Here is an 18,806-nt window from a genome sequence, read left to right on the forward strand (position 1 = left end):
CTCAGGTGGCGATGCCGATGACCGCCGTGCCGGTGTATCCGGCGGTGACGCTGCCGCTCAGTGTCGGCGTCATCTGCGCGATCTGCGCCGAAGTGTTGTCGCCGAACACGTTGTCGGACGAGAGCGAGACGGCGTTGTAGTTGGCGATGCTGGCGGTGTAGCGCGTGTCGCCGGAGAACACGGCGGTGTTGGTCGCGGCGGGCATCGCCAGCTGCGAGATCAGGCTCGCCGTGCGGCCGGTGCTGGCCGAGGTCAGCCCTCCGGTGAACACCTCGAAATGGATGTGCGGCCAGCGGCCCGAATAGCAGGCAGGGTAGATCGTGGTGAACTTCACCTTGCCGTCGCTGTCGGTGACCTGCACGCCTCGCAGGTAGCTCTGCGTGGTGACGCCGCTCGAATAGAGCGAGTAGAGGCCCGCCGCATCGCAGTGCCATACGTAGATCGCCGCGCCCGAGATCGGCGCGCAGCCGTTGCTCACGTCGACGAGTTGCAGCTCGATTTCCAGCTGGACGCCCGCCGCCGTCGTGGTCGAGCCGATGAAGCTCGACCGGATGTCCGAACGCACGACGCCGCTCTGGATGAGCACGTTGGAGGTCGAGCCGCTGGCGGTGTTGGTGCCATCGGCCGGATAGGGGCCATTGGTCTCGGTCGGGTCGGCGATGCAGGTCGCGGTCGACGTGCCGCCGGAAGTCGACGAGGATGACGTCGAGGTGGAGGATGTGCTCGTCGACGATGTCGATGTCGACGAGCCGGACGACGTGCTGGTACTGTCCGAGCCCGAGGAGCTGCCGCTATCGTCTCCGCCGCAGGCCGCAAGCGCCGCAGCAGTGCCCGCGCTCGCCATGAACGCCAGGGCGCGGCGGCGGGCGAACATCTCGCGGCCTATTGCCTGCAGGTCTTCGGCCAGCCCGTGACCGTGGTCTTCGGATCGGTCCCGCTCCCGAAATCGCATCGTGTCCTCCTTGCACCCGGCGGATGACCGGGCCTCGGGCGAGGACTGTGCGTCGGGGGTTGCCCCGGAATTTCAGGCGGATTTCAGATGCGTTGCGCCCAGATTGCGACGATCAGGCCGGGCGGTCGTCGGTCACGGCGGGGACGAAGAGGTAACCTTCGTTGCGCACGGTGCGGATGATGTCGCTGCCGCCCTGCCCCTCCGACAGCTTGCGACGCAGGCGCGAAAGCTGGACGTCGATGGCGCGGTCGTAGTGCTCCGAATCCTCGCCGCGCGACCAGTCGAGAAGCTGGTCGCGGGTGAGCACGCGGCGCGGATGCTCGGCAAAGGCGCGCAGCAGACGGAACTCGCCGTCGGACAGAGAGATCAGCGCTCCGGCGGGGTCAAACAGCAGGCGAAGGCCCAGGTCCATACGCCAGCCCGCGAAGTGCAGGCAGTCGCCCGAATCGACCTCCGCCGCGCGCATCGGCACCGGCTCGACCGCAGCAGGCGCAGTGGCCGCATGACGGCGCAGCACGGTGCGGATGCGCGCCAGCAGTTCGCGCGGATTGCACGGCTTGGCGAGGTAGTCGTCCGCGCCCATCTCCAGCCCGACGATGCGGTCGACATCGCTGCCCACCGCCGAGAGCATGATGACCGGCGGCGCGTCCGGCCCCATCTGGCGCAGCGCCGTCAGCCCGTCCTCGCGCGGCATCATCACGTCGAGCACGATGAGGTCGAAGCGCTCGTTCGCAAGGCGCACGCGCATCTCGATCGGGTCGGCCGCGGTGGTCGTCTCGTAGCCGTGCTTGGCGAGGAAATCGCCGATCAGCGAGCGGATGCCCTCGTCGTCGTCGACGATGAGAATGCGGGTCTGCAGGTCCATCAGGTTGCGTTCTAGGATCATTAGGTGCTGTTGAACAGCATGTGTGCCGCAAGGATTTCAACCGCCGATACAGCTTGCGACAGCCCTGAAATCTGCCTGCAAAGCGGTGAAATCCACCCGCAACCTGCCCGGCACAGGAATCCGGCCATGGACAGTCGAGCTTGCCGCGATACGCACCGGCCGACCGTGTTCGCAAAGCATCCGGCGCCCCCCGCGTCCTTGCCCGCGCCTCACGGTTTCGCTGCGTTCAAGGCCACCGTCCGGGGTTCCGCCGCCATGGAACCCCTCGGTGCCGGGGCCGTCGGTCGAGCGGGTTCTGTAGTCGCACCCGCCCCACTCGTCGACGGCTCCGGAATAGTCCTAAGTAATGCACCGAATATCCAATGGTTGGATATTTCGGGAATTCTCAGTCTACAAACTGACACAAGTGCGTGTTACTCGCGCCGCAACAGGCCGGAAAAGCCCGATGACGAGGCTTTCGGTCCAAGAGATTCGCGCTGGACGCGCCGCATCAATGCGCGCGCGTCCGCATCGGTCCGAGGTGACCGTTCCCGCCACCTGCTTCGGCAGGCGACGGGAACGCGGAGCGGGGACAGGAGGGACGTGTCCCTCTCTCCTGTCCCCGCTTCGCATCAACCGGCAATCGGCCGGCCCTGCGACAATCGCCCATCTCGAATTCGCCGCGATCGCGTGGCAAAGCTGGCCCCATGAACCTGCCCCAGATCCCGCCCCGGTTTACGCACCGGCTCGGCATGCCGCTGGCCATGCAGATGGTCGCGATCCTCGTGTGCGCACTGCTTGCGGCGCAGGCGGTAACGCTTGCGCTGACGGTAATCCTGCCGCCGCGCCCGACCGAGCGCTGGGACATAGACGAGGTTGCGTCCGCTTTGGGCGGTGGCCCCGCGCCCGAACGCCTCGAACGCAAGGCCATGAGCGGCCCGCCCGACGTGAGCGGGCAGGGCTGGCTGGTCTCCGAATCCTCGCGCGATGCACTGGCGAAGCGGATCGACCGTCCGTCCGGCGATGTCGTGCTGGCCTTCTACACGCAGTTGCCGGTCGGCGGCGTCGCCGTGCCGAGCGCGACGCGCTCGCCACTTGCCGCGAAGGCGTCGCGTTCCGGCAGCCTCTCGTCGCTGCTGATCGAGCAGGCGCAGGCTCAGGCGATTCCCGGCGGACCGCCTGCTGGCGGCAGCGCCGGTCCGGCAGGTATGCCGGGGGGCGGGTTCCCCGGCGGGCGTATGCCGGGCGGCCGCTTTCCCGGTGGCGGATTTCCGGGCGGCAACGGCCCTCGCGTCCCCACCCAACCCGGATCGTCGATGCCTCGCCCAAGCCTGCCCGGCGGCACTATCGGTGGCGGCCAGTCGGGCACCAGTCGACCCGGCGGAGAAGTCGGTCGCCCGGGCGGCATCGGCAATCCCGGACGCGCGCCCGGCCCGCTCGCGCAGCCCGGCCTGAGTCCGGGTGTCGGCATGGCACCACCCGTGCCCGTGATCGCCGCGCCGCCTCCGGCGGCAGCGCCGACCACACCGGCTACCGAACCGCTTCCGCAGCCAAGCGCAACGCCTTCCGAAACCGTGACGCGGCCTACCGCCGTGGCTACGATTGCGCCCGCTGTTGCCCCCTTGGTCGCCCCGTCCGCCCAGCCACAACCGATAGCGACGCCTGGCGCCGCAGCCAGCCCGGTGTCTGCGCCCGCCGCCCAACCCATTCCCTTCCGCCGCACCCAAAGCTCCATCTTCGCCGCTGCCTCGCCACCCTTCATCGAGGGCGATTTCGTCGCGGCGGCCCGACAGAAGGACGGTACATGGCTCGCCGTCGCGCCGCGCGCGGAGCCGTTCCCGAATGCCTGGCAGACGCGGGTGATGCTGTGGTTCGCGCTCTCGCTCGCCATCGTCAGCCCGCTCGCGTGGATATTCGTGCGCCGCATCGTCGTGCCGCTGCGCGACTTCGCGCAGGCCGCCGAGCAGCTCGGCCGCGATCCCTCGGCCACGATCCTGCCGCTCTCCGGCCCGGCCGAGATCGGCCGTGCCGCCAACGCCTTCAACCAGATGCGCCATCGCCTGCGCGCCTTCGTCGACGACCGCACGGCGATGGTCGGCGCGATCAGCCACGATCTTCGCACCCCCCTCACCCGCCTGCGCTTTCGCATCGAGGACGTGCCCGACGACCAGCGCGAGGGGCTGCTGAAGGAAGTGACCGAGATGGAGGCGATGATAAGTCAGGTCATCGCCTTCATCCGCGACGCCTCGACGCCGGGACCGCGCCAGCACCTCGACTTCGCCGACCTTGTCGAGGGCAGCGTCGCCGACTGGCAGCTTGTCGGCGCCAGAGTGGAGATCGAGCGGAACGCGCATATTCCGGTCGAGGTCGATCCCGTCGGCATCCGCCGCCTGCTCGGCAACCTGCTGGAGAATGCCGTGAAGTACGGCGACAGTGCCCGCGTGCGCGTGTCCCTCAGCGGCAGCGAGGCAGTGGCAGAGATCGTCGATGCCGGGCCCGGCATCCCCGAGGACGAGTTCGATCGCGCCTTCGAGCCCTTCTACCGGAGCGAATCCGCGCGCAAGTCCGGCCGTATGGGCAGCGGCCTCGGCCTTGCGGTCTGCCGCTCGATCGCAAGGGCGCATGGCGGTGATGTGTCCTTCGCCCACGGGCAGGACGGCTTCATCGCCCGCGTGACGGTGCCCGTTGCAGTCGTGCCGACACTGCGCAAGGCCGCCTGAGGAACCGCCCCGCGATGCACACTCGCGCAAGAAGGTTCGCCTTCTGCCTCGCCCTGTCGCTGTCCGCCGTACCCGCCATAGCGCAGGAGGCGGATGCCGTTTCCGCAGATGAGCAGACAGCCGTGGACACCACCGAACCACTGCTCTGGACCGGCACGATCTCCGTCGGGGTTAGCGCCCGCGACGACGGCCCCGATGGCAGCTGGCAATCGCTGAGCCTCACCCGCACGGTCGGGCGCGGTTACCTGCGCGGCAGCGTGATGCGCTATCACGGCACGCTGACGCAGGCGGACACCGCGCTCCCCTCCGACTATTACGTCGGCACGTTCGGCGCGGGCGGCAATTTCGACAACTGGGTGGTCGACGGCTGGGCAAGCTACGGACGGCAGGATTACGGTCGCATCAGCACCTCGCTCGGCAGCCGCTCCAGCACCGGGGCGAAGGGCAGCGACTACTACGCGATCGGCGGCGATTTCGGGCGGATACTGCCGCTCGGCAGAAGCTTCTTCCTGACCCCAACCGTCGCCGCGTCATTCGCGGACGGCAAGCTGCTGCGCCCTGCTCCCGCGGTCACCAATCTGCGCGATCAGGAAACCGACGAGCCCACATGGTCGGCCAATGCGGCGATACGCGTAGACCATGCCTTCGGTCCGTCGGGCGTCCACTACGCAGGGCTTTCCCTGTCGCGCAACTGGACCAGCAACGGGCTGTCGGCGTTGCGGATCGGGCGCAACGAAGATCCCGGCGCGGAACTGCCGTTCCGACTCTACAGCAAGCACTACGCCGACAGCTGGTTCGAAGCGGGCGCGACCGCCAACATGAAGCTGGGCGACAATCTCTACCTCGACCTGTTCGCCACGCGCAGTTTCGGCGTGAAGGCGGGCAACATGACCTCCGCAGGAGCGACGCTGCGCCGCTCGTTCTGATGTCTCATCCAAGGTAGACCCACGCAAATTATCAACTGATCCATCTTTTTGCGCTAGCGCCGCGACTGCAATCGGACTGAAACGGTCAGGCGGCAGAGCGAGGAACATGATGGCATACCAAGGTTCGACGGTACTGGTTACGGGTGCGGCAGGCTTCATCGGCGCCGCCGTGGCCGAGGCGCTGATGGAGCGCGGCCAGCCCGTCGTCGGGATCGACAACCTCAACGACTACTACCCGGTATCGCTCAAGCAGGCGCGGCTTGACCGGCTCGCCGCGCGGCATGGCAACCTCTTCCACTTTCGCCACCTCGACTTTTCCGAGATGTCGACGCTGACCGAAACGCTCGAGCCGTTCTCTTTCGAGAGCATCGTCCACCTCGGCGCGCAGGCGGGCGTCCGTTACTCGCTGGAGAACCCGCAGGCCTACGTCGCCTCGAACCTTGCCGGGCACGTCAACATGCTCGAACTCGCACGGGCGCGGCAGGTCGGACACATGGTCTATGCCAGTTCCAGCTCGGTCTACGGCGGCAACACGAAGCTTCCGTTCGCCGTCGAGGACCGCGCCGACAACCCGGTATCGCTCTACGCCGCCACCAAGAAGGCGGACGAGCTGATGAGCGAGACCTACGCCCATCTCTTCCGCATTCCGCTGACCGGCCTGCGATTCTTTACCGTCTACGGTCCCTGGGGCCGCCCGGACATGGCGATGTGGAAGTTCGCGACGAACATCCTCAACGACCGCCCGATCGACGTCTACAACCACGGCGAGATGAGCCGCGACTTCACCTACATCGACGATATCGTCGGCGGCGTGCTCGCCTGCCTCGACCGGCCGCCTGCCGATGATGGGCTGGAAAAGGCCGGCGGCAGCGTCAAGCCGCACGCGCTCTACAACATCGGCAACAACCGCTCCGAACAGCTTCTGCGCCTGATCGAGGTGCTGGAAGACGCTTGCGGCCGCAAGGCGCAGCGTAACCTGCTGCCGATGCAGCCGGGTGACGTCCACGCGACCTACGCCGACATCGCCGCCCTCACCCGCGACACCGGCTACGCGCCGAGTACCCCCATCGAGGTAGGGGTGCCGCGTTTTGTCGACTGGTTCCGGGGATATACTGGATTTTGAGACGGGGGCTTTGTCTTCCCCTTCGCTGGCGCAGCATCTAAAAGGCGCTCCAATTCCCCTCCCAAAGAGGTTCACATGAAGATTGCAATGGTAGGTTCGGGCTACGTCGGCCTGGTGTCAGGAGCCTGCTTCGCCGATTTCGGCCACAACGTCGTCTGTATCGACAAGGACCAGTCCAAGATCGACCGCCTGCATGACGGGATCATGCCGATCTACGAGCCGGGGCTCGACGCCCTCGTCGGCGGCAACGTCAAGGCGGGCCGCCTCTCGTTCACCACCGATCTTGCCGAAGGCATCCGCGGTGCCAGCGCGATCTTCATCGCGGTCGGCACTCCGTCGCGTCGCGGCGACGGCCACGCCGACCTCTCGTTCGTCCACGCCGTCGCGCGCGAAGTGGGCGAGAACCTGTCGAACGACGCCGTGATCGTCACCAAGTCGACCGTGCCCGTCGGCACCGGCGACGAAGTGGAGCGCATCCTCGCGGACAGCGGCACGCCGCACCGCGTCGCCGTCGTCTCCAACCCCGAGTTCCTGCGCGAAGGCGCGGCCATCGGCGACTTCAAGCGCCCCGACCGTATCGTTATCGGCGCCGAGGACGAGTTCGGGCGCGAAGTGATGCGGCAGGTCTACCGCCCGCTGTTTCTGAACGAATCCCCGATCCTGTTCACCTCGCGCCGCTCGGCCGAAATCATCAAGTACGCCGCCAACGCCTTCCTCGCGACGAAGATCACCTTCATCAACGAGATCGCGGACTTGTGCGAGAAGGTCGGCGGCGACGTGCAGGACGTGGCGCGCGGCATCGGTCTCGACGGGCGCATCGGCAAGAAGTTCCTCCATGCCGGGCCCGGCTATGGCGGCTCCTGCTTCCCCAAGGACACCCTGGCGCTGCTCAAGACGGCCGAGGATTACGAAAGTCCGCTGCGCATCGTCGAGGCGGTCTCCAAGGTAAACGACAGCCGCAAGCGCGCCATGGGCCGCAAGGTCATCGAGGCGCTCGGCGGTGCGGACGAGGCGCGCGGCAAGCGCGTCGCCATGCTGGGCCTGACCTTCAAGCCGAACACCGACGACATGCGCGATTCGCCCGCCATCGCGATCGCGCAGACGCTAGATGACGCTGGCGTCAGCGTTGCCGCATTCGACCCGGAGGGCATGGAACTCGCCCGTCCGCTGATGCCGGAAGTGGAGATGGTGGGCGACCCCTACACCGCCATCGAAGGCGCGGACGCCGTGGTGATCGTGACGGAATGGGACGCATTCCGCGCGCTCGACCTCGACCGGGTCAAGACTCTCGCGAAGGCGCCGGTGCTGGTCGATCTGCGCAACATCTACAAGCCGCACGAAATGCGCGAGGCGGGGTTCGACTACGCTTCCATCGGCCGTCCCTGACAGTTGTAACAGATACGGGTGGGGCTTCGCGCTCCGCCCGACATTCCAACCGGAGGATCACCAGACGAGCGCGGCGATCGTGACGATCACGGCCCACAAAACCCCGTTGAAGGCCAGTATCACTGGCAGATCGAACGGTGGAACTTCGATACGTGTGTCATAAGTATTGATCATCGCGGACCTGCTTTTTCTCAGCGTCGCATCGGCAACCTCTCGCTGATGAAACGCCGTTCATCGAATGCAGTTCCGAATTTTCAGGTGGCGTTCACAAACCCGGCCCCTCCCGACCCGTCGGCGATACCGTGCCGTTCGGGGACGCAGGCGAGCGAATTGTCGCATATCGTCAACACTAGTGTATTAATGCGGAGGTATTTTCACCATGCCTCGACAGTATGACGCCATCCGATTCGCTAGCTGAAAAAGTCTACGTCGAGCTCGTTCGCAGCCTTTACGCGAACGTGGTCCCGTCGAAGATCATGCTCGGCATTACGGCCATTTATGTAAGTCTTGTCGGCTTGAGCCGAAACGACGCTGGGACGTGGGCGCTCGGCGTGGCCGCGTTGTTCGCCTGTGCGCTGCGTGTCGGCTTTACCGTATACCATCGCACGGCTGCCATGACTGCTCCGCTGGACGGCGCCGCCGCGCGACGGCTGGAGCGGATCTACGCGTGGCCCTACTACCTCTACTCGGCACTACTGGGCACGTTCGGAGCGCTCGTCTTCGCGGAGTCCGATCCCACCGCGCAGATGCTCACGATCTGCGTGCTGGTGGGCTACTGCGCGGGCGTCGCCACGGGGACCGGTCTTCGTCCGCCCGTGGCCATTCCCAGCATGCTCATGGCGCTGAGCCCGGCGATCCTCGTATCCGCGCTCCATCTGGAGCCGATGCACATCGGCATGAGCGTGATCGCGGGCTCTTTCCTCACCGGCGGGTCGCAGAGCGTCGTCAGGATGCACCGCAGCGCCAGCACCGAAATCGGCAAGCGGCTGACCTCGGTCTCGCTCGCCCGGCGCGACGGGCTGACCTCGTTGCCCAACCGGCTTGCCCTGCGGGAATACTTCGAGGAGAACGCGCTGCTGCTCGGTCCCGGCAGCGTCGTCGCGGTGCATTATCTCGATCTCGACGGATTCAAGCCGGTCAACGACCGTTTCGGCCATGCGGCGGGCGACGAACTGCTGGCGGCGGTGGCGGAGCGCCTGCGCACGGCGGTTCGCAGCGGCGACATCGTAGCGCGTCTCGGCGGCGACGAATTCGGCATCGTTCAGTTCGGGCTCGGCCGCAACGAGGAGGCGGAACTGCTCGCCCGCCGCATCTGCGCCGCCATCGCGCAGCCCTTCGACCTGTGCGGCGAAGCGGTCGAGATTACCACCAGCATCGGCACCGTGCTCTCCAGCGAGAGCGGGACCGATCTGGAAGCCTTGCTGCGCAGCGCCGACGCGCGGCTCTATCAGGCCAAGCGCGAGAAGATGCCGCTGTCGTCCGGCTACGGCTCGATGCTCTGAGGGCTCAGGCGACGCCTTCGCGGATCATCGCGAAGCCATGGAGCAGGTGGTCGAGCTGGCCATCGGGAACCGGCGGAAACGCCAGCGTCGCGCCGCCGTCGCGGATTTCGGCGAACTCGCCTGCTACGCTCTCCAGGCTCCACTCCGAACGATAGACGCCCGCGTTCTCGGCCACCCATGCGCGCCCGAGCCGACCGCCCATCGCAACGTACATCTCGCCGGTTGCCGTGCAGTCCTCGTGGCACAGATAGGCGACCATCGGCGCGACCATCTCCGGCTCCATCGGCGGGAACTTGCTGGTGTCGATCCCCTCCGACATGCGCGTGACGGCTGCCGGAACGATGAGGTTCGAGCGCACGTTCGCGTGCTGCCCCTCGATCGCCGCGGTGTTGGATAGGCCCATGAAGCCCGCCTTGCACAGCGAGTACGTGACGTTGTCCGCCTTGCCGTAGAGGCCGTTGATCGAACTGGTGAGCACGATCCGGCCGTAGCCCTGCGCCATCATGTGCGGGAAAGCCTCGCGCACGACGTGGTAGGCCCCCTTCAGATGGACATCGAGCACCGCCGTGAAGTCCTCGTAGGCGAGGCTGGACAGCGAACCGCGCCGCACGTTGCCTGCCGAGTGGATCAGGATATCGATGCGCCCATAGGCGTCGAGTGCGGCATCGATGATCGCCTTGCCGCCCTCCGGTGTCGCCACGCTGTCGAGGTTGGCGATGGCCTCGCCCCCGGCGGCGCGGATCTCGGCGGCGAGCGCTTCGGCCGGGCCTTCCGTCGTCGCGTCGCCTGCCATCGAGACGCCCGGATCGTTGATGACGACCTTGCAGCCCCGGCTCGCCAGCAGCAGCGCATGGGCCCGGCCGAGACCGCGCCCGCCGCCGGTGATCACCGCGACGCGACCGTCGAAACGCAGTTCGGCCATGGGCTTCTCTCCTCGTATCGTGTTCCCGCCCGCGACCTTACCGCTGGCAGTGCCTCAGGCAACGACCCCGGCGGCGCGCAGGGCCGCGATCCGCTCGGGCGATAGATCGAGCACCTGGGCAAGGATCGCATCGGTATGCTGGCCCAGCACCGGCGGCGCTTCGGGTGTCGGCTGCTCGGCATCGGTGAAGCGGATCGGGCGGTTGACGAGCGGGATCGTGCCGAGGCTTGCATGCTCCGCCTCGACCACCATCCCGCGCGCCTGTGCCTGCGGCTGCGCCAGCGCCTCGGTCACGCCGAGGATCGGCGCATGCGGAACTTCGTACTCGGTGAAGATCGCGACGAGTTCATCGACGGTATGCCGGGAGGTGAAGGCCGAGACGATGGCGTTGACCTCCTCGCGAGCATCGCGGCGCTTTTCCAGCGTGTCGTAGCGAAGATCGTCGCACAGTTCGCCCTGCCCGATCGAGCGGCAGATGCGGCCCCAGAACCCCGGCGTCAGGCAGGCGACGACTATGGAGCCGTCGCTCGCCGGGAAGATGCCGTAGGGAACGAGGTTGGGATGCTGCGAGCCCACGCGTTGCGGGTCGGTGCCGGTGAAGAACGCGAGTTGCGCGATATAGCCGAGCATCCCCATAAGGCCGTCCATCAGGCTCACGTCGATGTGCCGCCCGCGTCCGGTCCGCTCGCGCTCGTAGAGCGCCGAGAGGATGCCGATCGGCCCGTTGATCCCGCCGACCAGATCGCCGAGCGGAATGCCGAGTTTGGTCGGCAGCCCGTCCCGCTCCCCGTTCATCGACAGCGCGCCCGACATCGCCTGAAGCACGATGTCGAAGCTCGGCCGGTCCCGCAGCGGCCCGGTCTGCCCGTAGCCCGAGATCGAGCAGTAGATGAGGCGCGGGTTGATCGCGCGCATGTCCTCCCAGCCGAGGCCGAGCCGGTCCATCACGCCAGGCCGGTAGTTCTCCACCAGCACGTCGCAATGCCGCGCGAGATCCCTGACCAGCGCGAGCCCCTCGGCAGTCTTGAGGTCCACCACGATGGACTTCTTGCCCCGGTTGACCGCGAGGTAATAGTGACTCTCCCCGTCGCGGGTCGGCGGAAATGTGCGGGTTTCGTCGCCGGTGCCGGGCGGTTCGATCTTGAACACCTCGGCACCGAGGTCGGCCAGCGCGAGGCTGGCAGCGGGACCAGCGAGGACGCGCGTGAAGTCGATCACGCGCACGCCGGAGAGCGGGCCGGGCCAGGGAGCGTCGTCGGCCATGGTCAGGCGAGATTCTCGCGGAAAAACGCCAGAATCGCGTCCACCGCGTCGCGGCCTTCGGGGATTCCGAGCTGATAGTGGTAGCAGTGGCCCATTCCCTCGCCGACGATGAGGGTGGAGCGCACGCCTGCCTTCAGAAGCTGGGAATTGGTGTAGATCGCCGGGCTGAGGTCCATCGCGCGGGTTCCGGTGATGATGAGCGTCGGCGGAAAACTTGCCATGACATCAAGGTGATAGCCGGGCCAAGCGGTGGGATCGCGCGGATCGCAGCCATCGAAATAGCCGTGCGTGATATCGACCGGCGCGGAGCCGTCAGCAGGCGGCGGCGGGAACGAGGCATCGATATGGCCTGACACATAAGGTGACTGACCGGCACCAAAGGGTACCCCACCGGCACCGAACACGCCCACGGCGCCCGCCTGCGGCAACCCGTGCGCGGGCAGCCATGCCGCGGCCTGCGCCGTCAGCGCGCCGCCTGCGGAACCGCCGTAGATGCCGATCCGGCCCGGCGCATAATCCGCCAGCAACGCGGCATAGACCGCCGCCACATCCTCCACCCCTGCCGGGTGCCGGTGCTCGGGCGCCATGCGGTAATTGACGCTGACCACGCGCCAGTTGCCCAGCGCCGCGATGGGGATCGATTCGACCAGCGCCACTCCATCCCAGCCGACACAGAACGCGCCGCCGTGCAGGTTGATGAGCACGCGGTCCGGGTCGCGACCGCCGCCTGCGGGCGTGACGTCGAGCACCTCGATCCCGCCGATCGTCGTGCGCGCGACATCGACCGCGAACTCCTGCCGCAGCCGGGCGATCTGGGGGGCCATGTAGGTGTTGATCTGGATGCGCCGTCCGGCGATGTCCGTGTCGCCGCCCGCCGCATCGAAGGCGGGCATCGTCGCGCGCAGGCGCTGCATCGCCGCCGCTTCGGGGCTGGCGAGATCGGAGATCGGCAGCGCGAAGGCAGGCACCTCTACCGTGCCGTCGGGAAGGAAGCAGGGCTTCGCCGCTGTGCTCGTATCCATGCCTCTCCCTTCCGCCCGCGCTTGTGCGCCTTTCGCGGTTGCCCGCCGCCGGAGACTAGGCCCGGCGGCGGGTCAGGTCACGCCCGAGGTCAGCCCCGGCTCGGCAATTCCGCCACGGCGGTGCCGAAGGCCGAAAGCTCGCCGCGATGGGTGGTCGCCTTCTGGGCCACCTCGACGTACTTTTTGCCGTTCTCCTCGAACTTGCGGGTCACTTCGCCGGTGATGACGATGGCGTCGCCGTCCGGGTTGTGGCGGCGGATCTGGCAGTTCGACTTGTGGAGGAAGCCGTCGTCGCCGATCCAGTCGGTCATGTGGTGGGTCAGCCACGAGCAGCGCTCCGGGCCGTAGTCGTAGGCGCCCGGCGCGCCGACCTCGAGTGCGAAGGCCTCGTCCCAGTGGACGCGCTCGGGGCAGTCGGGCACGTTGAAGCGGTTGCGGATTCCAAGGCCCGGGTGCGCCTGCTGCATCTTGTAGGCCAGCTTGTTGGCGCGGATGTAGAGCCCGCCCCACCCTTGCGCGTAGCAGATGAAGCCGGTGACGGTCATCGGGCCCTTCATCATCGGCGGCAGCTTGTCGCCGACGTTCACGTCCTCGAAGTAGCGCGGAATGGCGCCGCGGATTTCTTCCTGGTCGTAGATCTCGTAGAACTCGTCGAGTTGCTCCTGCGTGAAGGGCTCAACGCGGCCGCGCGCCTCGGTGTACTTGGTGCCGCGTTCGCGCGCCTCGTCGCGGTCGGTGCGGAAGACCCAGCTGTCCGCGCCCGCGACGTGGTCGCCCTGCTGGTTGTAGAAGTCGACGTGATAGATCTGCTGGAACGAGCGGCCCGCGAACTTGGTCTGGTGCTCGACCAGATCCTTGAGGTGCGCCACCGCCTTGATCGTGTCGTTGCGCAGGACCGGCTTGTGCCAGGTCCAGTCCGCCCCCGCCCACATCGCATGGACGCCCGACAGGCCGCCGCAATAGCCCGAGATGATGCGGCTGGTGGTGAACAGGAACGAAGGCAGCGCGACGATCGAGCCGTACTTCGTCTTCGCCGCGTATTCCGGGTCGCACCACAGCGGATTGTCGTCGCCGATGCCGTGCGCGTAGTGGCGAATGGCGTCGCGGGTCGCCTCGTAGTTCCACGGCTCCACCGTGTTCTCGATCTTCACGCCGATGCGCTGGCGCAGGTCGTCGAGCCCTTCCTCGGTGATCTTGGGGAACTTGTTCTTCGGTTCTGCTGTGGTGGCCATTTCTCTGCTCTCCTGGATTTTCTCAGCCGACCGCTTCGGCGGCTTTCGCGGCTTCACGTTCGCGCAGCATCTTGCGGTGGACCTTGCCTGCGGGGTTCTTGGGAAGCTCGTCGACGAACTCGACGAGGCGCGGGAATTCATGCTGGGCGAGGCGTTCGCGGGTGAAGTCCTGAAGCTCGCGCACGAAGGCGTCGTCGCCCGCACGGTTGGCGACGACGAAGGCCTTCACCACCTGCCCGCGTTTCTCGTCGGGGACACCGATCACGCCGCATTCGAGCACGTTGTCATGCCGCAACATGGTGTTCTCGATCTCGACCGCGCTCATCGTCCAGCCTGCCGAGATGATGACGTCGTCGGCGCGGCCGCAGTGGTAGAAGTAGCCGTCCGCGTCGATCCTGGCGCGGTCCTTGGTGGTCATCCAGCCGCCGCCACGGAACAGCATCAGTTCGCCGATCTCGCCGGGATCGCAGGGCGTGCCGTCGGAGCGCTGGACCTGCAGCTTCTGCCCCGGCACCGCCTTGCCCAGCGAGCCGGGCTTGACCGTGAAGTCGTCCGCGCCGGGATAGTTCACCAGCACCACGCCGATCTCGGTGGTGCCGTACATCGAGCAGGCGGGCACCTTGAACCACTGGTCGATCCATTCCAGCGTGGCCGGATCGATGGGCTCCCCGGTGAACGACAGCTTGTCGAAGTGGAACGCGAAGTCCGCCGCCTTCCCGCTGTTCTTCATCATGCGGTAGTGGGTCGCCGCCGCCGACATGTTGGTGATGCCGAAGTCGTCGAGCGCCTGCATCAGTCGCACCGGATCAAAGCGGCCCGCAAACGTGCCGGTCGTCACGCCCATCGCCAGCGGCGCCAGCGTGCCGTGCCACAGGCCATGGCCCCAGGCGGGGCTGGACGGGCAGAAGAACTCGTCCCCCGGGCGAATGCCGGTGCCATAGAGCGCCGCGAACATCAGCGTCACCAGCGTGCGGTGCGAATGCTTCACCGCCTCGGGAAGCTCGCGCGTTGTGCCGCTGGTGTACTGGAAGACGGCCATGTCGGTGGCGCGCGTTTTCGGTGTGTAGCTGGTCGGCAGGTCTGCAAGCGAGGCGAGGAACGCCTCATCCGCCACGATCACGCGCGGGTTTCCCTCGACCGCCACCGAACGCGCCAGTTCGGCCTTCTCGGCATTGGTGACGAGGATCGAGGGTTCGCAGTCCCCCACCCTCAGCCGCAGCGCGTCGGGGCCGAACAGCGTGAACAAGGGCACCGAGATCGCGCCGGTCTGCATCGCGCCGAACAGGCAAACGTAGAAGGGCAGCGAGGGTTCGAGCATGAAGGCGATGCGCTCTCCGGGCTGCACGCCCTCGGCATCGAGCCAGTGCGCGAACTGCGCCGCGCCGGAGGCGATCGTGTCGAAGCTGAGCACTTCGTCCGCGCCGTCCGCATGGGCGATCCGCACCGCCGCCCGGCCCGAGCCGTCGGCGTGGCGGGTCACGCATTCGTGCGCGATGTTGAAGTATTCGCGGTCGCCATCGAACAGCTCCCACAGCGCCGCCGAAGAGGCATGCGCCTGCGCATCGGCGTAGCGCGAATAGTCGGTCAGCCCTGAAATCGCTCTGGCCATCAACCGCCCCGTCCCTTCCGCCATCCCGACCGGTCGAATCGACGAGCGGGAAATTGTCCTTGTGTTCAGCGATTGTCTGAAGGGCCTGATTGTTTTTGTAAATATTGAATGATATTCACTATATTGAATGGATAAAGTTGCGGAAACCGTGAAGGCCAGCAAGGCCCCGGCCATCGCCCGGGCGGCTGCGGTGCTGCGCCTGCTCGGCAAGCGCGGATCGCCGATGGGGGTGCAGGGCATCGCCCGCGAACTGGGACTGGTCCCAAGTACCTGCCTCTACGTGCTGCGCGCGCTCGTGGCCGAGGAACTCGTGGCTTTCGACGCCGACACCAAGCGCTACGCCCTCGACGCCGGGGTGCTTACGCTGGCGCGCGCATGGCTGCGCAAGGACCGCTTCGCCGACCTCGCCCAGCCCGCGCTGGACCGCATCACGCGGGAGTTCGGAACGACGACGCTGGGGGTGCAGGTCTTCGGGCTCGACCACATCATCGTGACCGCGATGTCGCAGTCGGGGCAGAACTTCCAGCTCTCGACGCAGGTGGGGAGCCGCTTCCCAGCGCTGGTCTCGGCGACCGGGCGCTGCATCGCCGCGTTCGGCGGCCACGCGCCGGAGGAGATCAGGACGCGCTTCGAGGGGCTGCGCTGGGACGAGCCGCCGGAATGGGACGACTGGCTCGCCGAGGTCGAGGACGCGCGGGAAACCGGCGTGGCGGTCGATGCCGGGAACTACATCGCCGGAGTCACCGTCATCGCCGCACCGGTCTGGAAGGGCGGAAGGACCAGCGCCCAAAGCCACGCCCTCGTAGCCATCGGCATCGGCGCGGCCCTGCGCAGCGAACTGCCGCGCCTGAAGGACGCGCTGAAGGTTGCTGCACGCTCGCTCAGCGAACAGATGGCGGAGTGAGCGGCCCTCTCAGGCCTTCTTCTTCAGCAGCACCGTGCGCAGCATCGACAGCGCCACTTCGCCGCGCTGGTTGGTCAGTTCGTGCCGGAACACGACGATGCCCTGATTGGGCCGCGACTTGCTTTCGCGCATCTCGACCACTTCGCTGGAACACGTCAGCGTATCGCCGATGAAGGTCGGCTTGGGCGTCACCACCTTGTCGAAGCCGAGGTTGGCGACGAGCGTGCCAACCGTGGTGTCCGCAATCGACAGCCCCACCGCGAGGCTGAACGTGAAGGTCGAGTTGACGAGGATCTGTCCGAACTCGCTCGCCTTCGCGGTCTCCACGTCCAGATGCAGCGGCTGCATGTTGTGCGTCATCGCCGAGAACAGCAGGTTGTCGGTCTCGGTGACGGTGCGGCTGGGCTGGTGCGTAAGCCGGTCGCCCAGCTGCCATTCGTCGAAGAAGCGGCCCGGCATCATTCGGTCTCCTCGATCTGGGCGAGCAGGGCGTCGACCTGCACCTGCTGGCCCGCACTCGCCTCCAACCGGGCGACGATGCCGTCGAACGGCGCGGTCAGCGTGTGTTCCATCTTCATCGCCTCCAGCGTCAGCAGCTTCTGGCCCTTGGTCACGGCCTGACCCTGCGCGACTTCCACGGCGATCACCTTGCCCGGCATCGGCGCAAGGATCGCGCCAGAACTGTCCGCCGCCCCATGCGCGCCGTCGCGCCGCCATGGCGTCAGCAGCCATGCCTGCCCCTGTTCGGTGACGAGAACGCCGCTCGAAGGCGCGTCCGAACCCTCGGGGTCGATTTCGATCTCCACCTTCTCGCCGTCGAGCAGGAACCACGCGCCCCGACACGGCGCAGCGTTGAGGCGCAGACCCGGAGCAATCCCCGCCGGAACCAGCGAGCTTGCAGCCGCCCGCAGCGCATCGTCCGACGGCACCGGCGGCTCCGCCAGCGCCTCGCCATCACGGCCGATCAGCCCGGTATCGACCTTGCCCGCCGCGAAGTCGGGGTGCTGGAGCGCTTTCACAAGGAACGAGGCGTTGGTGCGCACCGGCCAGACGGCGGTGTCCTCCAGCATCGCCCCCAGTCGCTCGCGTGCCTCGTCGCGGTCGTCGCCCCAGGCGATGACCTTGGCGATCATCGGGTCGTAGAACGGCGAGACTTCCGCGCCTTCGTAGACGCCGGTGTCGATGCGCCCCCCCTCGCTCTCGCCGAACTGGAGCAGGTCCAGCCGCCCGATGCTGGGCAGGAAGCCCTTCGTTGGGTCTTCGGCATAGAGGCGCCCTTCCATCGCCCAGCCGTCGATGACGAGGTCGTTCTGGTCGAGCGGCAGCGGCTCGCCGCTGGCCACGCGCAACTGCCATTCGACGAGATCGACGCCGGTGATCGCCTCGGTCACGGGGTGCTCCACCTGCAGGCGGGTGTTCATCTCCATGAACCAGATACGGTCGGCAGACAGCGCGCCCGACCCGTCGGCGATGAACTCGATCGTGCCCGCGCCGACATAGTCGACCGCCTTCGCCGCGCGCACGGCGGCGGCGCAGAGCGCCTCGCGCGTGGCGGGGTCCATCCCGGGGGCGGGGGCTTCCTCGATCACCTTCTGGTGGCGGCGCTGGAGCGAGCAGTCACGCTCGAACAGGTGGACGACGTTGCCGTGGCGGTCGCCGAAGACCTGCACCTCGATGTGCCGGGGCGAGGCGATGTACTTTTCGATCAGCACATGGTCGTTGCCGAACGAGGACGCCGCCTCGCGCTTGCAGGAGGCCAGCGCGTCGGCGAAGGCATCCGCGCTTTCCACCAGCCGCATGCCCTTGCCGCCGCCGCCCGCGACCGCCTTGATGAGCACCGGATAGCCGATCTTCGCGGCTTCTTCGGCAAGGAACTCCGGTTCCTGCCGCTCACCCATGTAGCCCGGCGTCACCGGCACCCCGGCCTCGGCCATGAGCTTCTTGGCGGCATCCTTGAGGCCCATCGCCGTGATCGAGGACGGATCCGGCCCGACCCAGACCAGCCCGGCATCCATCACCGCCTGCGCGAACGCGGCATTCTCAGACAGGAAGCCGTAGCCGGGATGGATCGCCTCCGCCCCGGTCTGCTTCGCGGCGGCAAGGATCTTCTCGCCCACCAGATAGCTCTCGCGCGTGGGCGAAGGGCCGATATGCACCGCCTCGTCCGCCTCGCGCACATGGAGCGCCTGCGCGTCGGCGTCGGAATAGACCGCAATGGTGCGGATGCCCATGGCGCGCGCCGTGCGGATGACGCGACAGGCGATCTCGCCACGGTTGGCGATCAGGAGGGACGTGATCATGATTTAACTCCCAATCGCGCGTCTTTTGAAAGACGCTCATTCCTCCCCGAGCTCGTCTCGGGGAGGGGGACCACCCAAAG

15 protein-coding genes are annotated in these 18,806 nt (G+C 67.1%); 6 read left to right on the plus strand and 9 right to left on the minus strand.

Annotated features, from left to right (window positions below; all coding sequences use genetic code 11):
• Position 1: 1 nt before the first annotated feature.
• Both LO787_RS06590 and LO787_RS06595 read right to left on the minus strand, forming a co-directional pair.
• Positions 2-952, minus strand: a complete 951-nt coding sequence (locus tag LO787_RS06590; protein ID WP_232495054.1) for an intradiol ring-cleavage dioxygenase — start codon at positions 950-952, stop codon at positions 2-4.
• A gap of 112 nt (positions 953-1,064) precedes the next feature.
• On the minus strand, positions 1,065-1,838 hold the full coding sequence (locus tag LO787_RS06595) for a response regulator (protein ID WP_232495055.1): 774 nt from the start codon (positions 1,836-1,838) through the stop codon (positions 1,065-1,067).
• Positions 1,839-2,524: 686 nt separating this feature from the next.
• Between LO787_RS06595 and LO787_RS06600 the strand changes: the two genes are divergently transcribed.
• From LO787_RS06600 to LO787_RS06620, 5 genes are all read left to right on the plus strand, one after another.
• Positions 2,525-4,537: an ATP-binding protein gene (locus LO787_RS06600; RefSeq protein ID WP_232495056.1), complete on the plus strand. Its 2,013-nt coding sequence runs from the start codon at positions 2,525-2,527 to the stop codon at positions 4,535-4,537.
• Positions 4,538-4,551: 14 nt separating this feature from the next.
• Complete coding sequence (locus tag LO787_RS06605; RefSeq protein ID WP_232495057.1) at positions 4,552-5,463, plus strand: autotransporter outer membrane beta-barrel domain-containing protein; 912 nt, start codon at positions 4,552-4,554, stop codon at positions 5,461-5,463.
• Positions 5,464-5,572: 109 nt separating this feature from the next.
• Complete coding sequence (locus LO787_RS06610) at positions 5,573-6,586, plus strand: NAD-dependent epimerase/dehydratase family protein (protein ID WP_420847811.1); 1,014 nt, start codon at positions 5,573-5,575, stop codon at positions 6,584-6,586.
• A 75-nt stretch (positions 6,587-6,661) separates the two neighbouring features.
• Positions 6,662-7,972, plus strand: a complete 1,311-nt coding sequence (locus LO787_RS06615; RefSeq protein ID WP_232495059.1) for a UDP-glucose dehydrogenase family protein — start codon at positions 6,662-6,664, stop codon at positions 7,970-7,972.
• 515 nt (positions 7,973-8,487) lie between these two features.
• Positions 8,488-9,474 carry a GGDEF domain-containing protein gene (locus LO787_RS06620; protein ID WP_232495060.1) on the plus strand — a complete coding sequence of 329 codons (987 nt, stop codon included), beginning with the start codon at positions 8,488-8,490 and terminating at the stop codon, positions 9,472-9,474.
• Positions 9,475-9,478: 4 nt separating this feature from the next.
• On the opposite strand, the gene LO787_RS06625 is transcribed toward LO787_RS06620, so the two are convergent.
• The 5 genes from LO787_RS06625 to LO787_RS06645 all read right to left on the minus strand — a co-directional run bounded on the left by LO787_RS06625 (position 9,479) and on the right by LO787_RS06645 (position 15,522).
• Complete coding sequence (locus tag LO787_RS06625; RefSeq protein ID WP_232495061.1) at positions 9,479-10,396, minus strand: SDR family NAD(P)-dependent oxidoreductase; 918 nt, start codon at positions 10,394-10,396, stop codon at positions 9,479-9,481.
• Between the two features lie 54 nt (positions 10,397-10,450).
• On the minus strand, positions 10,451-11,659 hold the full coding sequence (locus tag LO787_RS06630; protein WP_232495062.1) for a CaiB/BaiF CoA transferase family protein: 1,209 nt from the start codon (positions 11,657-11,659) through the stop codon (positions 10,451-10,453).
• Positions 11,660-11,661: 2 nt separating this feature from the next.
• A complete protein-coding gene (locus LO787_RS06635) occupies positions 11,662-12,681 on the minus strand; it encodes an alpha/beta hydrolase (protein ID WP_232495063.1) in 1,020 nt (339 codons plus the stop codon).
• Between the two features lie 89 nt (positions 12,682-12,770).
• Complete coding sequence (locus tag LO787_RS06640) at positions 12,771-13,913, minus strand: FAS1-like dehydratase domain-containing protein (RefSeq protein ID WP_232495064.1); 1,143 nt, start codon at positions 13,911-13,913, stop codon at positions 12,771-12,773.
• Positions 13,914-13,935: 22 nt separating this feature from the next.
• Entirely contained in the window at positions 13,936-15,522 is a 1,587-nt protein-coding gene (locus LO787_RS06645) for an acetate--CoA ligase (RefSeq protein ID WP_232495065.1), read from the minus strand.
• A 127-nt stretch (positions 15,523-15,649) separates the two neighbouring features.
• Between LO787_RS06645 and LO787_RS06650 the strand changes: the two genes are divergently transcribed.
• Positions 15,650-16,426 carry an IclR family transcriptional regulator gene (locus tag LO787_RS06650; protein ID WP_232495066.1) on the plus strand — a complete coding sequence of 259 codons (777 nt, stop codon included), beginning with the start codon at positions 15,650-15,652 and terminating at the stop codon, positions 16,424-16,426.
• Positions 16,427-16,435: 9 nt separating this feature from the next.
• Here the strand turns inward: LO787_RS06650 and LO787_RS06655 are convergent, their stop codons facing one another.
• Positions 16,436-16,885: a MaoC family dehydratase gene (locus LO787_RS06655; RefSeq protein WP_232496269.1), complete on the minus strand. Its 450-nt coding sequence runs from the start codon at positions 16,883-16,885 to the stop codon at positions 16,436-16,438.
• Positions 16,885-18,726: an acetyl/propionyl/methylcrotonyl-CoA carboxylase subunit alpha gene (locus tag LO787_RS06660; protein WP_232495067.1), complete on the minus strand. Its 1,842-nt coding sequence runs from the start codon at positions 18,724-18,726 to the stop codon at positions 16,885-16,887. The genes LO787_RS06655 and LO787_RS06660 overlap by 1 nt, the downstream gene beginning before the upstream one ends.
• Between the last annotated feature and the right edge of the window lie 80 nt (positions 18,727-18,806).

It is taken from the genome of Novosphingobium kaempferiae, assembly GCF_021227995.1.
Lineage (GTDB): Bacteria > Pseudomonadota > Alphaproteobacteria > Sphingomonadales > Sphingomonadaceae > Novosphingobium > Novosphingobium kaempferiae.